The sequence below is a fragment of the Tateyamaria sp. GN1-10 genome (assembly GCF_055693845.1).
The window spans coordinates 3345050-3363817 of record NZ_JBVFUR010000004.1; the positions used below are offsets into that span (position 1 = coordinate 3345050).

Here is an 18768-nt window from a genome sequence, read left to right on the forward strand (position 1 = left end):
ACCTGTCCCATTCCCTGTTTCCCCAAAATCCCGGGGGCGGCGCATCAGCGCCGGGGGCTGGCCCCCTCCCCACCTCAATCACTTCCGTCTCCGTTACGATCATGTCGAGCGTTTGGTCCGTAGGCTCCAATGGCAGGTTTATCATTTCCTGCACACCATAAGCGAAACCGATGGCCAGGGTCGCACGTGTCGCACGCAAGCCTTCAAGTGTGCGGTCATAGAACCCGCCACCATACCCCAGACGCCCACCCGCGCGGGTAAAAGCCACCAAAGGCACAATGACAATCTCAGGCTCGAACAGGTCTTCGACCGCAGGAATCTGTGCCCCGAACGGCCCCTCTGTCATGGCACACCCGGGCGTCCACTTCGAAAACACCAACGGCAGTCCCGCGCCCCGAATGACCGGCACAGCCACAGGGCCATGCGCAGCCGCCTCCGCCATCACGGGCAGCGGGTCAATCTCGGATCGGATCGGCATGTAACCGGACAAAGGCACTCCGCGATACCCCGCCAACACGGATGACAACAGGCCCGACGCCCCCCCGGCGTCGAGGTCAAAGGCCGCCGTGCGCGCAGCAAACGCCTGTTTTCGGATCGCGGCCTTGTCCTCGGTCAACGACATGAAGGGCCTCCATCGGGACGGCGGGCGGGGCGTCTTTGCCGCAGGCAAACAGCGTCCGACCTCGTCACAACAACACCAAGGCAGCAAGCCCAAGGAAGGCAAAGAACCCCACCACGTCCGTCACGGTGGTCACGAACGCACCCGATGCCAACGCCGGATCGATGCCAATGCGGTCCAGGACGATCGGAATGCCGGTCCCGGCCAGACCCGCCACCACCATGTTCACTACCATCGCCGCCGCAATCACGTAGCCCAGCGCAGGTGAGCCGAACCAGATCACCCCGACAATCCCCATCACAACGGCAAACACAGCGCCGTTGATCAACCCCACCAGTACCTCGCGTCGGATCACGCGCCACACGTTCGCGCCGGTCAAATCCTTGGTGGCAATGGCCCGCACCGCCACCGTCAGTGACTGCGTCCCCGCATTGCCGCCCATGGAAGCGACAATCGGCATCAGCACAGCCAGCGCCACGATCTGCGCAATCGCCATCTCGAACTGGGCAATGACCATCGACGCAAGGATCGACGTGACAAGGTTCACGGCCAACCAAGGGATGCGCCGTTTCGTTGTTTCGCGCACACGGTCCGACAAGGCGGATTCCTCACCCACACCAGCCAGCCGCAGAATGTCTTCCTCGTGCTCTTCGTCCAGCACGGCCATCGCATCGTCGATCGTGATCAAACCAACCAGCCGCCCCTCGTCATCGACAACCGGGGCCGAGATCAGGTGATACTGGTTGAAGGCATAAGCGACATCGCTTTCATCCTGACCGGCCGGGATGACCTGAAAGGTGTCTTCGACCAGATCGGCCAGTGGCACCTCCCGGCGCGACCGCATCAACTTGCCGAGGGTCACATTGCCCACCGGATGCAGGCGCGGGTCAATCAGCACGATGTGATAGAACTGCTTGGGCAATTCCTCTTCGTTCGCACTGCGCAACCGATCAATGGCCTCGCCGACCGTCCAATGCTCGGGCGCCATGACAACCTCCCGCTGCATGAGGCGACCTGCGGAGTATTCGGGAAAAGCCAGCGACTGTTCGACCAGTGCCCGGTCCGTGTCTTCCAGCACATCCAGAATCTGTTCCTGCTGCGCGTCGTCCAAATCCTCGATCAGGTCAACCACGTCATCACTGTCCAGATCGCGCACGGCATCCGCAAGAACGGTGGGCTTCAGGACCGCGATCACCTCTTCCCGGATCGACTCGTCCAGTTCGCATAAGATGTCGCCATCGAACTCGCGGTCATACAGCCGGATCAGGCGCGACCGGTCAAAGGCGTTGATCTGTTCCAGAAGGTCGGCGATGTCCGCTGCGTGCAGCGGCTCCATCAACTTGGTCAGCTGGTCGCGGTCTTCGATGTCGACGGCATAGAGGATCGCGGAAACATCCTTGCGTTCAAGGACATAGGCGTTCTCGTCGGTCGTGGGATCGATCACGTCGGTCTGATCTGACATGGCGTGCGTCTCCCTTTCCGTCGCGTCGTGGGCGACCATAGGGCGCGGCCCTTGTGCTGACAATGGGCCGGATTTCGCTTTGCGCCCTCAGCACGCCCCCGGCATAAGACAGCCATGACAGATGCATATCTTTTGACCGGCCATGTGCTGACCTTTGACGGCGACCCGTTCATCCGACCATGGCACGAAGCCGTCCACGTTCTCGAAGACAGCGCCGTCCTGATTGAGGGTGGTAAGATTGCCGCCATTGGCAGCGCGGCACTTACGCAAGGCGCGCAAGCGACACGCTATGAATATCCCGGTCACCTGATCTGCCCCGGTTTCATCGACGCCCACGCGCACTATCCCCAGACGGCCATCATCGCATCCTGGGGCAAACGCCTGATCGACTGGCTGAACACCTATACTTTCCCTGAAGAGATGCGGTTTGGCGACGCCACCTATGCCAATGAAACAGCGGATCGCTACCTGGACCTGCTGCTTGATCACGGCACCACCTCGGTTGCAAGCTTCTGCACGATCCACCCCGAAAGCGTGGACGCCCTGTTCAGCGCCGCAGCAGACCGCAACATGGCCGTGGTCGCTGGCAAGACCTGCATGGACCGCAATGCCCCGGGCGGGCTGCGGGATACGGCGCAGACGGCCTATGATGACAGCAAGGCATTGCTGCAGAAATGGCATGGTCAGGGCCGCGCCCGCTATGCGATCACACCGCGTTTCTCTCCCACCTCGACCGAGGATCAACTGGACGCCCTGGGCGCTTTATGGGCCGAACACCCAGACGCGCTGATGCAAACGCATCTGAGCGAACAGGTGGACGAGATCGAATGGGTGCGTGGCCTCTACCCGCAGGCGCGCGACTACCTCGACACCTATGAACAGCACGGGCTTTTGGGCGAACGTGGCCTCTACGGTCACGCGATCCATCTTGAGACGCGTGAGACCGACCGACTGCGCGAGGTGGGGGCAGGCCTCGTCCATTGCCCGACGTCCAACACTTTTATCGGCTCAGGCCTGTTCGATCTCATGGGCCTTGCCTCTGGCGGCGTGCGCACGGGCCTCGCGACGGACACAGGCGGTGGTTCATCCTTCTCAATGCTGCGGTCCATGGCCGCTGCATATGAGATCGCACAGTTGCGCGGGACCGCCGTGCATGCTGCACAGCTTCTGTGGCTGGCGACAGCAGGATCGGCCCGCGTGCTGCACCGCACGGACGAGATTGGCAGCATCTCCCCCGGACTGGCAGGTGACCTGTGTATTCTCGATCTTGCCTCGACCCCAGCCATTGCGCAGCGTCATACACGGGCCGAGAGCATTTGGGACGCAGTGTTCCCGACGCTCATGATGGGCGATGACCGCGCCATCGCGGATGTCTGGGTGGGCGGCACGCGCCGCAGCTAGCAGGGCGCTGCCAGCACCATAACCCACAGGTTGCCCGGTCCGCGGGCCAGGCCGACTGCCTGCGCTTTGCGATGCAGGATGTTGCGCCGGTGCCCGCGTGACCCCATCCATGACGTCATCACCTCGGCCAAACTGCGTTGACCTGCGGCTATGTTTTCCGCGCCAAAGCAATAGCGATAGCCGACACGATCCAACCGCTGACCAATGTCTGATCCATCCGAACCTGTATGCGCAAAGAAACCAGCGGTCGCCATGTCTTGTGCATGTGCACGGGCCGCGGCCTCAAGCCTGCTGTCATAGATAAGTGGCGCGCGGTTTTGGGCGTCACGCTCGGCGTTGATGGCGGCCAGCGCTGTCGGATCGGCAGCTGCGGCGGCAGCCATCAGGATCAGGGCAATGAACAGCAAAACATGTTTCATAAGGTGGCGCTCAGGTTTCGGGCCATCTCATTCTGCCGCGCGATGACCTGTGACAGATCAATCGTCGTCATCTGACCATCCCGCACAACCTGTCTCCCTTCAACAAACAGATCACGCACCGTCGTTGGCCCGGCCAGCAGCAAAGCCGCCGGGTCCCAACTGCCCGCTGCTTCGATCCCGCTGACATCCCAGATAGCGACATCCGCGCGACACCCAACCTGCAGCCGCCCGCACTCAGGCCGTCCCAGAATGTCGGCCCCGCCCCGCGTCGCAATCTCCAGCGCTTCCTGCGCGCTCATCGCATCCGCACCCTTTGCCACCCGTTGCAACAACATCGCCTGCCGCGCCTCGGCCACCAGATTGCCCGCATCGTTGCTGGCCGATCCATCAACACCCAGACCCACGGGCACGCCCGCATCCCGCATCGCCCGTACCGGCGCAATACCGGACCCAAGGCGGCAGTTCGAACACGGGCAATGCGCAACACCCGTACCCGTCCGGGCAAACAGGTCGATTTCTTCAGCATCCAGCTTCACGCAATGCGCATGCCACACGTCCGGGCCAACCCAACCCAAATCCTCGGCATATTGCCCGGGCCTGCATCCGAACTGTGCCAAGGAATAGGCGATATCCTCGTCATTCTCGGCCAGATGGGTGTGCATCATCACGCCCTTGTCACGCGCCAACAGCGCCGCATCGCGCATCAGCTCGCGGCTGACAGAGAAAGGCGAACATGGCGCCACACCCACCCGGCACATGGACCCGGGCGCGGGGTCGTGAAAGCTGTCGATCACCCGCACCATATCGTCCAGAATGGCTACTTCATCCTCGACGAGCATATCCGGCGGCAACCCTCCCGCACTCTCACCAATGCTCATGGCACCGCGTGTCGGATGGAAGCGCAACCCGACTTCACGCGCCGCGGCGATCGTGTCTTCGAGCCGAACGCCGTTTGGATAGAGGTACAGATGGTCAGACGACAATGTGCAGCCGGACAGCGCCAATTCGGCCAACCCGATCTGGGCCGACGTGAACATATGATCAGGCGTGAACCGAGCCCAGATGGGATAAAGCGCCTGCAACCAGCCGAACAAAAGCGCGTCCTGCGCCTGCGGCACGGCGCGGGTCAGGGTCTGATAGAGGTGATGATGCGTATTGACCAGGCCCGGGGTGACAACACAGCCCGAACCGTCCACAACCTCTGCAACCGCCTCCAGCCCATGCCCGATCTCGGCCACTTGCCCGTCCTGCAACAGCACATCGGCATCCCGCAGAATGCGACGGTCATCGTCCATGGTCACGACATATGCCGCGGACCTGATCAGGGTTGCCGTCACAGATGGCCCGCCAGAATGTCCAGCGCCGCGCGGTGAATATTAGCATTCGCGGCAGCAACCACGCGGCCACCCTCATGCACAGGCTGACCTGACCAATCCGTAACAATCCCCCCGGCCGCCTCAATAAGACCGATTGGAGCCTGAATATCATAGCTGTTCAATCCGGCCTCGATCACCAGATCGATCTGACCCGCCGCCAGAAGAGCGTAAGCGTAGCAATCCATCCCATAGCGCACCAGCTTGACGCCCCGCGCCACGGCCTCGAACCCGGCACGTTCCGCTTCGGTACCAACCTCGGGGAACGTTGTGAACAGAACCGCATCGGTCAACGGACGTGACGCCCGCGTCGCAAGCGCGTGTTCCCCCAGCGGGCCGCGCATCTGCGCACGTCCGTCAGCCCCCAGAACCGCTCCCGAATGTAAGGCTGGTCGATCATGCCAAGAAAAGGGCCGGTCGCGTCACCAACGGCGATCAGAACCCCCCAAGTCGGCGTCCCCGATACAAACCCGCGGGTGCCATCAATCGGGTCTAACACCCATGTCAGACCACTAGAACCGGAATGCGCACCAAACTCTTCACCTAGAATAGCATCGTCCGGACGTCTGTCCGCCAACACCGCGCGCATCGCCTGCTCTGCCGCGCGATCCGCAATGGTCACCGGATCATACCCATCAGACGCCTTGTTTTCGTCATCAAGGTCGCGTGCCCGAAAGTGCGGCAGGATGGCCGCAGCGGCCGCATCTGCCATGGCATGGGCCACTTCGGTCAAGTCAGAAATAAGAATGCTCATGCCAATCGGGTGCCAGAGTGGCACCCGTGACGCAAGCCCGGACTACATCGAAAAGGTCAGGCGACGTCGCTCAGAACCCGCGCAAGTTCGAAAAGGCGGCGGCGCTGTGCTTCAGGGATCGCGTAGTATGTACGGACCAGCTCCATCGCCTCTTTGTCGCTGAGCATATCGGCGGGAACAGCTCCGGTAGCAGCGGCCTGGCTGACATCTTCTTTCAGACCTTCGAAGAAAAAAGCCGCCGGGACGCCCATCGCTTCTCCGATATCCCACAGACGGGAGGCGCTGACGCGGTTTGCCCCGGTCTCGTACTTCTGAATCTGCTGAAATTTGATGCCAACCATGTCAGCCAGCTTTTGCTGGGTCATCCCGATCAGCCACCTGCGCTGCCGGATACGCTTGCCGACATGTACGTCAACCAAATGTGCCATAATGTTCCCAACCCTGTGATGTCGCTATGGGCGCGCTTTGCGCCCATCAGAATGGCGCGTGTCGTTCTCTCGCGCCGTGTTCAGTGGCGTTATACTACGTATCACACACGTAATTTTCAATAAAAGATACCCGCTTGACGGGAATTGTGTGCGCGGCTTTCAGCCATAAGGCGTGTCGCCGTGGGTGATATTGGCACCGCGGGATGCATGCGCATCGAGGGGGCCAAACGGTGCCAACGTCAAAATAAAAGTCAAATTCTCTATACTTTTCAAAACACTAAACCAAAATACTTACAACTCCCGGCGATCCGCCAGCGCGGTAACGCGTGATGATTGCCAAAGTAACCACAATTTTATCCAGGTCAGCAGGAACGACAGACATGCGCTTCTATGGGCCGAATTCCGCCCAATCGCCCCCCCGGTACGCCCCGATGTCAGCGGTTCGCGACCGCGCGCAAGGTCGTGGCATCTGGTGCCGCAAAAGCGCGACGCAGGAAACCGACAAGCGCGTCATGCACCTCGTTCACAGCCCCACCTGCACCATACAGATTGATGCTGTGCATCGGCAGGTCAGGCAACGCCCCCCCGTGTTCGATCCGATCCAGATGCGGCGGTTCAGTACCTTCGATCATGGTATGCACGGCAAGATCCGCGCTGACCGTGGCCTCGATCGTGCGGTCGCTTTCAGTCTCGACAACGACGTCCCAGGGGATGTCCGCGGCGTCCAATCCTTCAACGACCCGCGGGCGGAACGTGCATTGCCGCCCAAACGCCAATTTCAACGGCCGTTGCCGCCAAGCGGACCCCCCAGGGGCCCCAACCCAGCACAATGGCTTTGTGCACAGTTGCTCTCCTCCAGCATCCATACCCGTTTCCGTCGTCAGGATGATGTCACAGGCACCCTTGGCGAACTCGGCTTTCAAACGTCGTGTATAAGAGCTGTCCAATTGCACCTTCACACGCGGGAAAGCCGCATGGAACTGCTTCAACACGCGGGGAATGGCCGGGTAAACGATGTCGTGCGGCACACCCAGCGTGATCTCACCTTCATAAGCCTGATCGGTCAGACGGGTGATCACCTCGTCGTTCAACGCTACCATGCGACGTGCAAAGACCAGCAACTGCTCGCCCGAGGCGGTCAGCGCGATGGTCCGACCGGATCGGTCGAACAGGTCAAGGCCCAATAATTCCTCCAACCGCTTCAACTGCATCGAAACCGCCGACTGGGTCAGATGCAAAAACCCTGCGGCACGGGTCACCCCACCGCTTTCGGCGACCGCGACAAACGACCGAAGCGTCGTGATGTCCAAGTTTCTCACATCACACTCCTTGATACTTCACATCAAAAACATTCGCTTTAAGAATGTGCCATATTCCCCCATATACATCAAGACACTTGATTTGACCCCGGTCATTCATCACGGAATTAGAAAGGACAGCCCGATGGCATTTACCGACATCACCACCCGTCACACCAATATGAAGCCTGCGGCACGTCGCCTTCCGACGCTAAGCATGATCCTTGATGTTTGGAAATCCCGCCGCGCCCTTGCCCGCCTGGATGCACAACGTCTGGACGATATCGGCATCAATTCAGAGCGCGCTACACGCGAAAGCGCAAAGCCGATCTGGGACGTTCCTGCCACATGGCGTGACTGATAACCCGGCGCAGTCCATGCGCGGTGTGCGGCATTTATGACAAAATTGGTCGGAATGTCGCATCCAACCGGCAGGAAAGCCCTTAAAAACCCTTGAATGAAAGGGAAACTGACCCGATATTTAGCACAACGCGGGCGTAAATCCGCGACCGGCGGATCAGCCGCCGGAATTGGTATCAATTTGGAGGTCAGTCATGGCTGAGTTGAATACGATCCGGTCCGCGGCCGGTACACGCGCCGCCCAGATCGATGCGGGCCTACGCGCGCATATGAACAAAGTGTATGGGACCATGTCGGTCGGCATGCTCATCACCGCATTGGCGGCATGGGCCATTGCTGGCCTCGCTGTCACATCCGACCCGACAGGTGCAACCGTTGCCCTGCGAGAAGGCCAGTACCTGACGGGCCTCGGCACGGTGCTGTACACCACGCCGCTGCGCTGGGTCGTCATGTTTGCACCACTCGCCTTCCTGCTGTTCGGCTGGGGCGCGCTGATGCGTCGTGGCTCTGCAGCCGCCGTGCAGCTTGGCTTCTTTATCTTCGCCGCCGTCATGGGCGTGTCGATGAGCTCGATCTTCCTGGTCTTCACGCCGTTCTCGATCACCCAGACCTTCCTGGTCACCGCGATCGCTTTTGCCGGTCTGAGCCTCTATGGCTACACCACCAAGAAAGACCTGAGCGGCATGGGCACCTTCCTGATGATGGGTGTGATCGGCCTGATCGTGGCGATGATCATCAACCTGTTCCTGCAATCGGGCGTGATGATGATGGCAATCTCAGCCATCGGCGTTTTGATCTTTGCGGGTCTGACAGCGTTCTACACGCAGGACATCAAGAACACCTATGTGGCACATGCCGCACATGGTGATCAGGACTGGCTGGACAAAGCCGCCATTGATGGCGCGCTCAGCCTCTACATCTCGTTCCTGAACATGTTCCAGTTCCTGCTCATGTTCATGGGCCAGCAGGAATAGCCTGCACATACAGACACACGAAAAGGCCGGTCCAAGCGACCGGCCTTTTTTATTTCAAAGGGGGGATACATGACAGTGATCAAGCGCGGCATAGCCCGCACGGACCGTGGCAAAACCGACGATCCGCTGGGCCCTTACACCGCCGAGTTGATCAGCGATACGGGCGGCCTTACACAGTTCGGGGCGTTCATCGAAACGCTGCCACCGGGCTCGTCTTCTTCCTACAACCATTGGCACGCGACCGAGGACGAGATGATCCTCATGTTATCAGGCACCGTCACGTTGATCGAGGACAACACCGAAACCACGCTCACGGAAGGGGACGCCGCGACATGGACCGCAGGCACGCCCGTGGGCCACAACCTGCGCAACGACAGTCGCGCCGACGCGCGCTATGTCGTGATTGGCACGCGCGCGCCACAGGACCGTGTCACATATCCCACGCTGGACCGTGTCCTGATCAATGACCGGACAAGTAACAGCCGCCGCTACGAAACGCTCGATGGCAAGCCAGGCACCAAACCAGGCTAGGCGGTTACAAATCGCGCAGCATTCGCACAGACGGAAACACGATCCCGCTCTGCAACTGCACGTCGATGGGTCCAGCTTCCACGAACCCGACGGCTGCATAGAACGGCACCGCCGTCCGCGTGGCCCAGCATTCCATCCGTTTGACCCCGGCGGTGCGCGCCACATCAAAGCAATGTGACATCAGCCGCCGCCCCACCCCACGGCGCAGCGCCCGATCATCGGTCACAACGTGTCGGATATGGCCCAGGCGCCAATCACGTTTGTCGCGCGTCCATCCACCGGCCCCAAGGACCGCTCCGTCCTCCTCGACCACGTAATACGTGCCGCACACCAACAGCTCTGGCCGCGCGCGGCTGATGATGGGCAAGGCTGTCACAAGCACAGAGGGCGGATAGTCCGCCTTGAGCAGCTTTGGATAGGTCCGCGCCAACAGCGCATCGACAGCAGCCATGTCTGCCTTGGTCGTGGGTCGGATAATCACGTGAGCCTCCAGAAAAGAAAAAGGCCGCGTCCTTGCGGCGCGGCCTTGGAAATCACGAAGGATGGGCGATCTTACTTGATCTTGCCTTCCTTGTATTCCACGTGCTTGCGCGCCACGGGATCGTACTTCCGTACGACCATTTTCTCGGTCATGGTGCGCGCGTTTTTCTTGGTCACATAGAAGTGGCCGGTGCCTGCGGTCGAGTTCAGGCGGATCTTGATCGTGGTTGGCTTGGCCATCTGGTGTCTCCTGCATCGCCAAATAAGCCAAGTCGGCCCGCTGGCGGGAAATTCGTCTAGAGGTGGGCTTTTACCCGCGTGCCCCCCCGAGTCAACCCCGCGCAGGCCGGGAACGTAGGGCGAAGTCCGATTTTTCCGTATCCCCCCATCTCACCGGCAATATCCCGGTTGATTCCACTCCGAAAACCCGCCCGCGCATTCACTTTAATGTGCCGATCGTTCCAACTGCTGGACAGGCGGGCTGCTGCATGCCCATCTCGGGACCATGCTTGACCCACTCAGCGATATCCTGACCCGACTCACGCTCAAGGGCACCTTGTACTTTCGGACGTCCTTCACCCCACCCTGGGGTGTGGCCGTGCCCACGCACGAGAAGGTCGCGCGCTTTCACTTCGCCCACCGCGGGGACTGTCGGGTGCGCATCAAACCGTCTGGCACGACCGTCTCGCTGGCCCAAGGCGACCTGATCATCATCCCGCACGGGGCCGCCCACGATCTTTTCAGCGGGCGGCATGACAAGGATACCGTTCTGCCACTGGAAACGGTGCTGGAAAGCTCGGGCTACAGTGGTGAAGGTGTCCTGGTCTATGGCGGCGCCGTGGATGACAGGGACACACAACTCATCTGCGGCCACTTTTCATTGGCGGATCACGCAACGCATATGTTGCTGAACCAATTGCCGGACTACATCCTGATCCCCAATTACGGGGAAAGCGCCGGACGCTGGATGGAAACTTCGCTGCGGCTGATCGCCGACGAAACCGGGCAGGACAAGCTGGGCAGCGACCTAATCGCCCAGAAAATCTCCGAAGTGATCTTTGCCCAAGCCCTGCGTACCTTCATCGAAACAGATGCGGCCACGCAAACGGGCCTCGCCGGGTTTGCCGATCCGCATATCTCGCGGGCACTCATGGCGTTTCACAAACAACCCGCCGAAGGGTGGAGCGTCGAAAGCCTCGCCCGCGCTGCCGGACAGTCGCGCACCGGGTTCGCGGTGCACTTCGCGCAAAAGATGGGGGTGACGCCGCTGCAATACCTGACGGACTGGCGGATGCAGATCGCACAGCAGGACTTGATCACGCAGAACAAACCCATCGCCGAGATTGCGCGCGACGTCGGGTACGCTTCGGATTCAGCATTTGCACGTGTCTTCAAACGCGAAGTTGGACAAAGCCCAGCCGCATTTCGGAACGAACACATCGAAAAAGCGCGCCAGATCGCCAGCTAGTCCAGAAATTCGAACGATCGGTCAAGAAAGCTGAACGTTCGAAAATGGAATTTCGACGCAAAGACGCACATCTTTCTTTCATCACAGCGGCACAGATCGCCGCCTCGATTTCGAAAGGAAAACTTATGTCACTGCGCTTTGTCAGCAAGGAAATCCACGCCTATCTCGACTACCCCGTCGCCGTTGGTCTGATGGCGATGCCCGGCCTCTTGAGTCTGGGGCAATCGCACCCCATGGCCTTCTGGCTCTCGGTTGTCACCGGTGTTGCGGCCTTTGTCCTGACGGTGCTGACCGACCACCATCTCGGTCTGATCCGGGTCCTGCCCTACAAACTGCACCTCGCCGTCGATGGTGTCGTTGGTGGCGCATTCCTCGCAGCGCCGTTCCTCTTCGGGTTCTCCGGCCTCGACGCCGCTTACTACTGGGTCCTGGGCGCAACCGTGGCTGTGGTGGTGTCTCTGCACAAGGCTGATACCGCCGAGCCGGGCCTGCTCTAAGCGCCCCCACCCTAAAACCTTCTCTCCCTCTCACAACCTCCTCTTTGGCATGGCAGCCGCTGCGCCAAACCAACCGGGCTATGCCCAACACCCCTCGAAACGAAAGGAAAACCCATGTTTCGTACTCTCACACTTGCCACCATCATCGCAGGCGCCGCAGCGCTGTCCTTCACCTCGCAAGCCATGGCCGCAGATGAATACAATGTCTCGACCGGTATCACGGCTGCCGGTGCTCCCCTTGGCCTGCACGGTGTTGATCCCGTAGCCTTCATCGCATCGGGTGATCCGGTCGAAGGTGTCGCCGCACACACGGTCGTCCATGACGGCGTTGCCTACCGCTTTGCATCCGAAGCCAACCTGAAGACATTCAAGGCCGCACCGGCAGAGTACCTGCCGCAAAACGGGGGCTTCTGTACCTTCGGCGTGTCCGTGGGCAAGAAGTTCGACGGCGATCCCGACTATGCCGCCGTGATCGACAACAAGCTCTACGTCTTCCTGAATGCCGATATCTTCGAAGCATTCAACAAGGACCGCGCCGGAACGATCTCCAAGGCAGCTACGCAGTGGACGGACATCCGCAGCACGCCGGTCGAAGAACTCTGACAGAGCGTTCAATTCCAGTCGGACCCGGTCGTGTTCGGATTGGATTGAATACCGAGGGCAAGTGCGCAGGCACTTGCCCCTTTTCGTGACAGATGATCGTGCGCGGAGGGGCTGTAAGCCGGATTCTGTCTAGGCAGGTTGCCCTGCCCGAGATGACCATTCATCTTGGGATGCTGTTGCCAACATCCCTCTAGCTGCCAACCCGGACCTGCTGGGGCAGAAGCGGCCCCGCTGGTTGCCCAGCGCGCGGTCCCTATTTGGCATTGCTCCCGGTGGGGCTTGCCGTGCCCGGTCTGTTGCCAGCCCGGCGGTGGGCTCTTACCCCACCGTTTCACCCTTACCCCGCATGTGGGGCGGTTTGTTTTCTGTGGCGCTGTCCGTCGGGTTGCCCCGCCCGGGTGTTACCCGGCACCGTTGCTTCTGGGAGTCCGGACTTTCCTCGACATCTCTGCCGCGGCCATCCGCCCCTCCGCGCCGGTTGCCCTTACGTGCGGGAGCGGGGGCGCGTCAATGGGGTCCTTGGCCCATGTTGTCGGTGTGGGAGCCTCCGGCGGTGGTATTTTCAGTCAGAAGAAACATGGAGCTCAAGTCCACATAGCCCTGTGTCCGATCGGAGTGAAGTCTTCCGGCTCGATTGGGCCAGCCTTGAAGGGCCTGAAGCGCAAGCGCACAGCCGCCAGCAGTGTTTCGGGATCGGTATCAGCGGTGTAACCGGCCAATCTGGCCAGCTTTGCAAAACTCTCAAGGTCTGGATCGCCAGGGCCACGATCATGTCCCCGCCGTGCGGCAAGCCCCTGTGTCTCAAGGCGCGCCCAATCGAACCAGGGGCCGGGGTCGAACTTGCGGCCCGGCGCCATATCCGAATGACCAATGACATTGGCGCATGGGATATCCCAACCTTGCAAGATCATGCGCAACAGCACCTCAAGGCTTTGCATCAGAGGTTCGGCAAATGGCCCCTGCCCGTCATTGTCGAGTTCAATACCGATGGAGCGCGAGTTCATGTCAGAGAGGCCCTGCCACTCCCCTTCCCCCGCATGCCACGCGCGCAACCCTTCCGGCACCAGCTGAGTGACGCGCCCAGACCTGCAGATCACGTAATGCGCCGACACCTCAGCTTCGGGGTCGCACAGGCGTTCAATTGCAGCCTCTGCCGTTTCCATCGCCGTGTAGTGCAACACGACAAAGCGCGGCGTCAGACCGTCACGCCGCGGGCCGCAATTCGGCGAAGACTGCCAGTGGCGGATCAGTTGCCAGCCGCCCGGCGGAACGGCGCCGGGTCCCAACCGCAGGCATACCCATCCCCATCGGGATCAATGCCGCGACGGTCACGCTCGGGTCCACCACGGGCCAGAAAGTCAATCTGCGCCTCGTCGGCAGAGCTGTATTCCGCACAATTGCGCTGGAACTTCGCGGCCGAGCCGACGCTGAACCGGCGATGCACACGGGTGCCTTTGGGGTGCCGGGTCTGCAACGCGTATTGCACCACATTAGGCTGCGTGCTGCTCGCACGTGACGGCAACGCGGTTGGTTGCACCACCTGGTACTGCTGGCGGTTCGCCTCCAGACGTGCAGCATCGCTTTCGATACTTTCGCGCGATGCCACGGCATCAAAACTGTTCTCGTCCGAGATACCGGGATTGTTCAGGATCACGGGTGCCGCATTCGACGGGCTGGCATTGAGTACCGCCTGTCCAGAGTTGCCACGTGCCGCTGCCGCATCATTCTGGGCCGCGATCTGCGCCAATTCCGCATCCAGGCTCGCCGGGTTTGACACCGCACGTGGCGTTGTGCGCCCTTGCGCAGTGGCAGTAGGCGCAGGGCGTGTAGCCGCCGCAGACGGAGTACCAGATGCTGGCGGCAGCGATTGAGCGCCCACTGCCGGGGCCGCGGGCACCGCTGCCGACGCCAATTGCGCATCACGTGCCTCGCGCGCCGCCAAGGTGTTGGGATTGTCGAAACCAACGCCGCGGCCCGGGTTAACAACGCCGCCCCCGCTGTCGGGGACAACAGGCTGACAGGCCGATACAGCGACTGCGGCGCCGAGGATCAGGAAACTGCGAAATAGTATCATCTGCTCTACACTTCTTTGGTACAGTCGAAGTGGACTACCACCATTTCTGCGGTTTTGCCACAAACCCGGCTCGGGCCTCCAGCGCATAAGCGGTGTTCAGCAAATCACCCTCTTCCCATGGGCGGCCAATCAGCTGCAGGCCCAGGGGCAGCCCTTGGGCATCTGTCCCCGCGGGGACAGCGATGCCCGGCAGGCCCGCCATGTTGACGGTGACAGTGAAAACATCGTTCAGATACATCTGCACAGGATCATCCGACGCCTCGCCCAAACCAAAGGCCGCCGACGGCGTCGCAGGGGTCAGGATCGCGTCGATCCCTTGGGCGAACACATCCTCGAAATCCTTCTTGATCAGGGTCCGCACCTTGCGCGCGCGGTTGTAGTAGGCGTCATAGAAACCTGCCGACAGCACGTAAGTGCCTATCATCACACGGCGTTTCACCTCGTCACCAAACCCTTCCGCACGGGTCTTCTCATACATCTCGGTGATGCCATCGCCCTGGTCCAGCTTGGCACGATGCCCATAGCGCACCCCGTCATAACGGGCGAGGTTCGAGGACGCCTCGGCCGGTGCAATCACATAGTAGGCAGGCAGCGCATACTTGGTGTGGGGCAGCGAGATATCAATAATCTCCGCCCCCGCATCGGCCAGCATCTCGCGACCCTGCGTCCACAGCGTCTCGATCTCTTCGGGCATCCCGTCCATGCGGTATTCCGCCGGTATGCCAATCTTCTTGCCCTTGATGTCGCCGGTCAGCATCGCTTCGAAATTCGGCACCGGCAGATCTGCGCTGGTCGAATCCTTTGGGTCATGGCTGCACATGGCCTCCAGCATGATGGCCGCATCACGCACCGACTTGGTCATCGGCCCCGCCTGATCGAGGGACGAGGCAAAGGCCACCACCCCCAGCGCGAACACCGCCCATAGGTCGGTTTGATGCCCGTGATGCCAGTAAAGGCAGCAGGCTGGCGGATGGATCCGCCGGTATCAGTACCGGTCGCAGCAAGGCACAGGTCGGCTGCCACGGCGCTGGCCGACCCACCCGACGACCCACCGGGGGTCAAGGCTGCATCATCATTGCCGCGACGCCACGGATTCACCGCGTTGCCATAAACAGACGTCTCGTTGGACGAGCCCATGGCAAACTCGTCCATGTTCAGCTTGCCCAGCATCACCGCACCCGCATCCAACAGGTTGCCGCTTACAGTGCTTTCGTACTCAGGCAGGAACCCTTCCAGAATGCGCGACCCGGCCTGGCTCGGCACACCTTTGGTGCAGAACAAGTCCTTGATGCCAATGGGCAACCCGCACATATCCGGCGCATCGCCCGCCTTGATCCGCACGTCCGCCGCCTTGGCCTGATCCCGCGCAATCTCGGGCGTGTTGTGGACAAAGGCGTTCAGCGCACCCGCGCCGTCGATCTCGGTCAGGCATGCCTCGGTCAACTCGACAGACGTTACATCGCCGTTGCGCAGCGCGTCACGGGCGTCTGCCAGCCCCAGCTTGTTCAATTCAGCCATTACTCAACCACCTTCGGCACGGCAAAGAACCCCTCACGCGCATCAGGCGCGTTGGCCAGCACCTTGTTCTGCTGCCCGCCATCCGTCACTTCATCCACACGGCGCTTAAGGCGCTGCGGGGTCACGGATGTCATGGGCTCCACGCCCTCCACATCGACCTCGCTCAGCTGCTCGATAAAGCCAAGGATGGTGTTGAATTCGGACGCCAGCGCCGGAAGCTGGTCTTCCTCGACCTTGATCCGGGCCAGTTTCGCCACACGGGCGGCGGTGCTTTGATCGATGGACATGAAACCCCTCGTGTTCTCGTCAGTTCGGGCAATAGCGAAGGGATGGACCACCTTCAAGCCTTGGCCCTTGCCCCACCGGACCAATCGCCACAGATTTGAACAGGAAGGAGACCCCATGAAGCTCAAACTACACCATGTGAACCTTGTGACAGACGATGTGGCGCGGATGGACGCGTTCTATCGCGACACCCTCGGGCTGGACCGGGAAACCGACGGCCTGCCCACGCTGGAAAAGAAAAAGGGATATGCAGGCGACGTTGCCTTTGTCACCGACGGGGCCATCCAGACTCATCTTGCGCAAAAGGACCCGCTGGCGGGGTTCCGGTCAGGGCAGATGGTCAACCCGGTCAGCCACGGCCACATCGCCTACCGCACCGACGATTTGGCTGCGTTCAAGGCACATCTGGACGCACAGGGCATTCCCTATGCCGATTGGGGCAACCAGGCTGTCGAGGGCTGGGACCAGATCTTTTTCTACGACCCGGATGGCAATGTCATCGAAGTGCATCAGGTGTCCGACACGACTTGATTGCGTCCAGCTATGGACGACACGTAGCGGCGGTACACCTCGATCATCCAGCCCAACATGATGCCGTTCAGGATGTGCCACAAGAAATGGGTGCCCAGCGGGATCTGTGCACATAGCATTTCATCCACAGACCGTGCCGTCAGGGACAGAAACAGGATCAAAGCCCCGATGACAAAGCCCCGCGCCAAGACCGGGGCACGCCGCCACAACAATACGGCGTAGATCAGGATCAGCACCGGAACAGGGATGTATCCCGCCGACACGCCCAGCACAGGCAACCCCTGGAACACCGGCACGGTCAGCGCGGCATAGGGGATGAACGCCGCCGTGGCCGCTCCGGCCACCCAAGGCCGCATCCCCCAGACATCCCGGTTCACGGCAAACAGATAGACCAGAATGAACACACCGATCGGCGCCACATCTGCAATCGCCGCCCAGACCTGCGCATGGGTGTGAAACAGGTAACTGCCGATCCCGATCAGGCCCAGAACAACCGACAACGCCCGGGCCATCGGCACACCCGCACTGCGCCGCCACATCCAAAGCGCCGCAATGACAAAGGCGGCGTTGGTCACGGCATTCACCGGTTCAGCCCAATATCCCGGACCCAACCGTTCGCAATACCCGTCGATCTCACGCAACAATTCCATGACCCGTCACCTACGATGCCCCGCCAGCAGGTCAAGAGACAAAGCGGGAGAGCACAGCAATTGGTTATGCGTCATAATCAATGCCCGCGGTCTTGAAACGGCGTGGCCGTTCAAGGCACCGTGCGTTGCGTTAACCCTACCCCTACCGCACGTTGGGGGTGTACAGGGGGTGTACGGATGCTGCACGCAGGGTGACACCCTGCCATACGCCCTTAACCTCCATGAATACCGGGTAAACCCCGGCGCGAATCGGCCCCATCTTCCCTGTTTCAAAAAAATCCCCGCCGGAGGCTCCCGCACTCTCAATTCGACGCTAAACTCGCCCCAAAGGGAGGACACGTTATGAACATCATCTGGCTCGGCCACGGCAGCTTCCGGATCGAGATTGGGGATCAGATCCTGCTGATCGACCCATGGTTCAACGGCAACCCCATGCTGACCGAAGACCAACATGAAACCGCTATCGACGGCGCAACCCATATCCTCGTGACACATGGCCATTTCGATCATACGGCAGATATCGTCGGGATCAGTCAGAAGACGGGCGCGCCGGTGTCAGCGGTCTACGAGTTGGGCAAGCTGCTCTTTGCCCAGGGTGCGATCGAAGGGCACGCCTTTGGCCGTGGCGGAACAATCAGTATCGGAGATGTCACGGCAACCCTCGTTCCGGCCTCGCACTCCTCCTCCATCGGCGCGGACGACACCATGCGGTACGCAGGCCAGGAATGCGGGTTCATCCTGCGTGGCGAAGGCAAGACCATCTACGTCTCGGGCGACACCGACATCCATGCCGACATGGACTGGATCGGGGACTACCACAGACCTGATATCGGCATCCTGTCTGCGGGCGGATACTTCACCATGGACATGGCGGGTGCTGCATATGCCGCCCGGAAGTACTTCCACTTCGACACCGTAATTCCCTGTCATTACAAGACATTCCCACTTCTCGAACAATCTGCAGAAGTGCTGCGCAACGGCCTGCCGGGGGTCAAAGTGATCGAGCCGGAAGTGATGCAGCCCATCACGCTCTAAGGCGGTCA

The 18768-nt window shown here is 60.8% G+C and carries 20 protein-coding genes, 1 other RNA gene and 3 pseudogenes; 9 read left to right on the forward strand and 15 right to left on the reverse strand.

All coding sequences use genetic code 11. From position 1 onward, the window contains the following. Window positions 1-67: 67 nt before the first annotated feature. Window positions 68-622, reverse strand: a pseudogene (locus ACZ1HN_RS18670) (5-formyltetrahydrofolate cyclo-ligase); the annotation flags it as partial. A 64-nt stretch (window positions 623-686) separates the two neighbouring features. Further along, window positions 687-2081 carry a magnesium transporter gene (gene mgtE, locus ACZ1HN_RS18675; protein ID WP_472728572.1) on the reverse strand — a complete coding sequence of 465 codons (1395 nt, stop codon included), beginning with the start codon at window positions 2079-2081 and terminating at the stop codon, window positions 687-689. A 114-nt stretch (window positions 2082-2195) separates the two neighbouring features. Here mgtE and guaD point away from each other — a divergent pair, with 114 nt between their 5' ends. Next, the gene (guaD, locus tag ACZ1HN_RS18680; protein WP_472728573.1) at window positions 2196-3482 is read left to right on the forward strand and encodes a guanine deaminase; all 1287 of its coding nucleotides are present in this window, start codon (window positions 2196-2198) and stop codon (window positions 3480-3482) included. On the opposite strand, the gene ACZ1HN_RS18685 is transcribed toward guaD, so the two are convergent. From ACZ1HN_RS18685 to ACZ1HN_RS18705, 5 genes and pseudogenes are all read right to left on the reverse strand, one after another. Continuing rightward, window positions 3479-3901 carry a CAP domain-containing protein gene (locus ACZ1HN_RS18685; RefSeq protein WP_472728574.1) on the reverse strand — a complete coding sequence of 141 codons (423 nt, stop codon included), beginning with the start codon at window positions 3899-3901 and terminating at the stop codon, window positions 3479-3481. The two genes, guaD and ACZ1HN_RS18685, sit on opposite strands and share 4 nt — an antisense overlap. Then, on the reverse strand, window positions 3898-5238 hold the full coding sequence (locus tag ACZ1HN_RS18690; RefSeq protein ID WP_472728575.1) for an 8-oxoguanine deaminase: 1341 nt from the start codon (window positions 5236-5238) through the stop codon (window positions 3898-3900). Before ACZ1HN_RS18690 ends, ACZ1HN_RS18685 begins: the two co-directional genes overlap by 4 nt. After that, window positions 5235-6028, reverse strand: a pseudogene (hisN, locus tag ACZ1HN_RS18695) (histidinol-phosphatase). The gene ACZ1HN_RS18690 and the pseudogene hisN overlap by 4 nt, the downstream one beginning before the upstream one ends. A gap of 56 nt (window positions 6029-6084) precedes the next feature. After that, complete coding sequence (locus ACZ1HN_RS18700) at window positions 6085-6456, reverse strand: helix-turn-helix domain-containing protein (RefSeq protein ID WP_299202464.1); 372 nt, start codon at window positions 6454-6456, stop codon at window positions 6085-6087. A gap of 434 nt (window positions 6457-6890) precedes the next feature. Continuing rightward, entirely contained in the window at window positions 6891-7775 is an 885-nt protein-coding gene (locus ACZ1HN_RS18705; protein WP_299202461.1) for a LysR family transcriptional regulator, read from the reverse strand. A gap of 124 nt (window positions 7776-7899) precedes the next feature. On the opposite strand from ACZ1HN_RS18705, the gene ACZ1HN_RS18710 reads away from it, so the two are divergent. From ACZ1HN_RS18710 to ACZ1HN_RS18720, 3 genes are all read left to right on the forward strand, one after another. Beyond that, window positions 7900-8115, forward strand: coding sequence for a DUF1127 domain-containing protein (locus ACZ1HN_RS18710; protein ID WP_299202458.1), 216 nt, complete (start codon window positions 7900-7902; stop codon window positions 8113-8115). A gap of 193 nt (window positions 8116-8308) precedes the next feature. After that, window positions 8309-9088, forward strand: a complete 780-nt coding sequence (locus tag ACZ1HN_RS18715) for a Bax inhibitor-1/YccA family protein (protein ID WP_299598772.1) — start codon at window positions 8309-8311, stop codon at window positions 9086-9088. 69 nt (window positions 9089-9157) lie between these two features. Then, complete coding sequence (locus tag ACZ1HN_RS18720; RefSeq protein ID WP_472728576.1) at window positions 9158-9619, forward strand: cupin domain-containing protein; 462 nt, start codon at window positions 9158-9160, stop codon at window positions 9617-9619. A 4-nt stretch (window positions 9620-9623) separates the two neighbouring features. Here ACZ1HN_RS18720 and ACZ1HN_RS18725 read toward each other — a convergent pair whose 3' ends face one another. Next, window positions 9624-10100, reverse strand: a complete 477-nt coding sequence (locus ACZ1HN_RS18725; protein ID WP_472728577.1) for a GNAT family N-acetyltransferase — start codon at window positions 10098-10100, stop codon at window positions 9624-9626. A gap of 71 nt (window positions 10101-10171) precedes the next feature. Further along, window positions 10172-10339, reverse strand: coding sequence for a 50S ribosomal protein L33 (gene rpmG / locus ACZ1HN_RS18730; protein ID WP_039682682.1), 168 nt, complete (start codon window positions 10337-10339; stop codon window positions 10172-10174). Window positions 10340-10604: 265 nt separating this feature from the next. Here rpmG and ACZ1HN_RS18735 point away from each other — a divergent pair, with 265 nt between their 5' ends. The 3 genes from ACZ1HN_RS18735 to ACZ1HN_RS18745 all read left to right on the forward strand — a co-directional run bounded on the left by ACZ1HN_RS18735 (window position 10605) and on the right by ACZ1HN_RS18745 (window position 12667). Then, the gene (locus ACZ1HN_RS18735; RefSeq protein ID WP_472728578.1) at window positions 10605-11567 is read left to right on the forward strand and encodes an AraC family transcriptional regulator; all 963 of its coding nucleotides are present in this window, start codon (window positions 10605-10607) and stop codon (window positions 11565-11567) included. A 125-nt stretch (window positions 11568-11692) separates the two neighbouring features. Further along, on the forward strand, window positions 11693-12064 hold the full coding sequence (locus ACZ1HN_RS18740; protein WP_299202443.1) for an SPW repeat domain-containing protein: 372 nt from the start codon (window positions 11693-11695) through the stop codon (window positions 12062-12064). 114 nt (window positions 12065-12178) lie between these two features. After that, on the forward strand, window positions 12179-12667 hold the full coding sequence (locus tag ACZ1HN_RS18745; RefSeq protein ID WP_299202440.1) for a YHS domain-containing (seleno)protein: 489 nt from the start codon (window positions 12179-12181) through the stop codon (window positions 12665-12667). A 98-nt stretch (window positions 12668-12765) separates the two neighbouring features. On the opposite strand, the gene rnpB is transcribed toward ACZ1HN_RS18745, so the two are convergent. The 5 genes and pseudogenes from rnpB to gatC all read right to left on the reverse strand — a co-directional run bounded on the left by rnpB (window position 12766) and on the right by gatC (window position 16546). After that, window positions 12766-13140, reverse strand: an RNA gene (rnpB, locus tag ACZ1HN_RS18750) — RNase P RNA component class A. A gap of 111 nt (window positions 13141-13251) precedes the next feature. Beyond that, on the reverse strand, window positions 13252-13953 hold the full coding sequence (locus ACZ1HN_RS18755; protein WP_472728579.1) for an N-acetylmuramoyl-L-alanine amidase: 702 nt from the start codon (window positions 13951-13953) through the stop codon (window positions 13252-13254). Then, complete coding sequence (locus ACZ1HN_RS18760) at window positions 13914-14741, reverse strand: hypothetical protein (protein ID WP_472728580.1); 828 nt, start codon at window positions 14739-14741, stop codon at window positions 13914-13916. Before ACZ1HN_RS18760 ends, ACZ1HN_RS18755 begins: the two co-directional genes overlap by 40 nt. Before the next feature lie 34 nt (window positions 14742-14775). Then, window positions 14776-16259, reverse strand: a pseudogene (gatA, locus tag ACZ1HN_RS18765) (Asp-tRNA(Asn)/Glu-tRNA(Gln) amidotransferase subunit GatA). Further along, window positions 16259-16546, reverse strand: coding sequence for an Asp-tRNA(Asn)/Glu-tRNA(Gln) amidotransferase subunit GatC (gene gatC, locus ACZ1HN_RS18770; RefSeq protein WP_472728581.1), 288 nt, complete (start codon window positions 16544-16546; stop codon window positions 16259-16261). Before gatC ends, gatA begins: the two are co-directional and overlap by 1 nt. Before the next feature lie 115 nt (window positions 16547-16661). Between gatC and ACZ1HN_RS18775 the strand changes: the two genes are divergently transcribed. Next, entirely contained in the window at window positions 16662-17075 is a 414-nt protein-coding gene (locus ACZ1HN_RS18775) for a VOC family protein (protein WP_472728582.1), read from the forward strand. Here the strand turns inward: ACZ1HN_RS18775 and ACZ1HN_RS18780 are convergent. Continuing rightward, window positions 17054-17725, reverse strand: a complete 672-nt coding sequence (locus tag ACZ1HN_RS18780; protein ID WP_472728583.1) for a ceramidase domain-containing protein — start codon at window positions 17723-17725, stop codon at window positions 17054-17056. The genes ACZ1HN_RS18775 and ACZ1HN_RS18780 overlap by 22 nt on opposite strands. 342 nt (window positions 17726-18067) lie before the next feature. Between ACZ1HN_RS18780 and ACZ1HN_RS18785 the strand changes: the two genes are divergently transcribed. Next, entirely contained in the window at window positions 18068-18760 is a 693-nt protein-coding gene (locus tag ACZ1HN_RS18785; protein WP_472728584.1) for a metal-dependent hydrolase, read from the forward strand. Window positions 18761-18768 lie beyond the last annotated feature (8 nt).

What these genes read in the sequence shown, in the direction of transcription:
- mgtE (WP_472728572.1), bottom strand. Translation starts at nt 2,081, where the DNA reads ATGTCAGATCAGACCGACGTGATCGATCCCACGACCGACGAGAACGCC.
- guaD (WP_472728573.1), top strand. Translation starts at nt 2,196, where the DNA reads ATGACAGATGCATATCTTTTGACCGGCCATGTGCTGACCTTTGACGGC.
- ACZ1HN_RS18685 (WP_472728574.1), bottom strand. Translation starts at nt 3,901, where the DNA reads ATGAAACATGTTTTGCTGTTCATTGCCCTGATCCTGATGGCTGCCGCC.
- ACZ1HN_RS18700 (WP_299202464.1), bottom strand. Translation starts at nt 6,456, where the DNA reads ATGGCACATTTGGTTGACGTACATGTCGGCAAGCGTATCCGGCAGCGC.
- ACZ1HN_RS18710 (WP_299202458.1), top strand. Translation starts at nt 7,900, where the DNA reads ATGGCATTTACCGACATCACCACCCGTCACACCAATATGAAGCCTGCG.
- ACZ1HN_RS18715 (WP_299598772.1), top strand. Translation starts at nt 8,309, where the DNA reads ATGGCTGAGTTGAATACGATCCGGTCCGCGGCCGGTACACGCGCCGCC.
- ACZ1HN_RS18720 (WP_472728576.1), top strand. Translation starts at nt 9,158, where the DNA reads ATGACAGTGATCAAGCGCGGCATAGCCCGCACGGACCGTGGCAAAACC.
- rpmG (WP_039682682.1), bottom strand. Translation starts at nt 10,339, where the DNA reads ATGGCCAAGCCAACCACGATCAAGATCCGCCTGAACTCGACCGCAGGC.
- ACZ1HN_RS18735 (WP_472728578.1), top strand. Translation starts at nt 10,605, where the DNA reads ATGCTTGACCCACTCAGCGATATCCTGACCCGACTCACGCTCAAGGGC.
- ACZ1HN_RS18740 (WP_299202443.1), top strand. Translation starts at nt 11,693, where the DNA reads ATGTCACTGCGCTTTGTCAGCAAGGAAATCCACGCCTATCTCGACTAC.
- ACZ1HN_RS18745 (WP_299202440.1), top strand. Translation starts at nt 12,179, where the DNA reads ATGTTTCGTACTCTCACACTTGCCACCATCATCGCAGGCGCCGCAGCG.
- ACZ1HN_RS18760 (WP_472728580.1), bottom strand. Translation starts at nt 14,741, where the DNA reads ATGATACTATTTCGCAGTTTCCTGATCCTCGGCGCCGCAGTCGCTGTA.
- gatC (WP_472728581.1), bottom strand. Translation starts at nt 16,546, where the DNA reads ATGTCCATCGATCAAAGCACCGCCGCCCGTGTGGCGAAACTGGCCCGG.
- ACZ1HN_RS18775 (WP_472728582.1), top strand. Translation starts at nt 16,662, where the DNA reads ATGAAGCTCAAACTACACCATGTGAACCTTGTGACAGACGATGTGGCG.
- ACZ1HN_RS18780 (WP_472728583.1), bottom strand. Translation starts at nt 17,725, where the DNA reads ATGGAATTGTTGCGTGAGATCGACGGGTATTGCGAACGGTTGGGTCCG.
- ACZ1HN_RS18785 (WP_472728584.1), top strand. Translation starts at nt 18,068, where the DNA reads ATGAACATCATCTGGCTCGGCCACGGCAGCTTCCGGATCGAGATTGGG.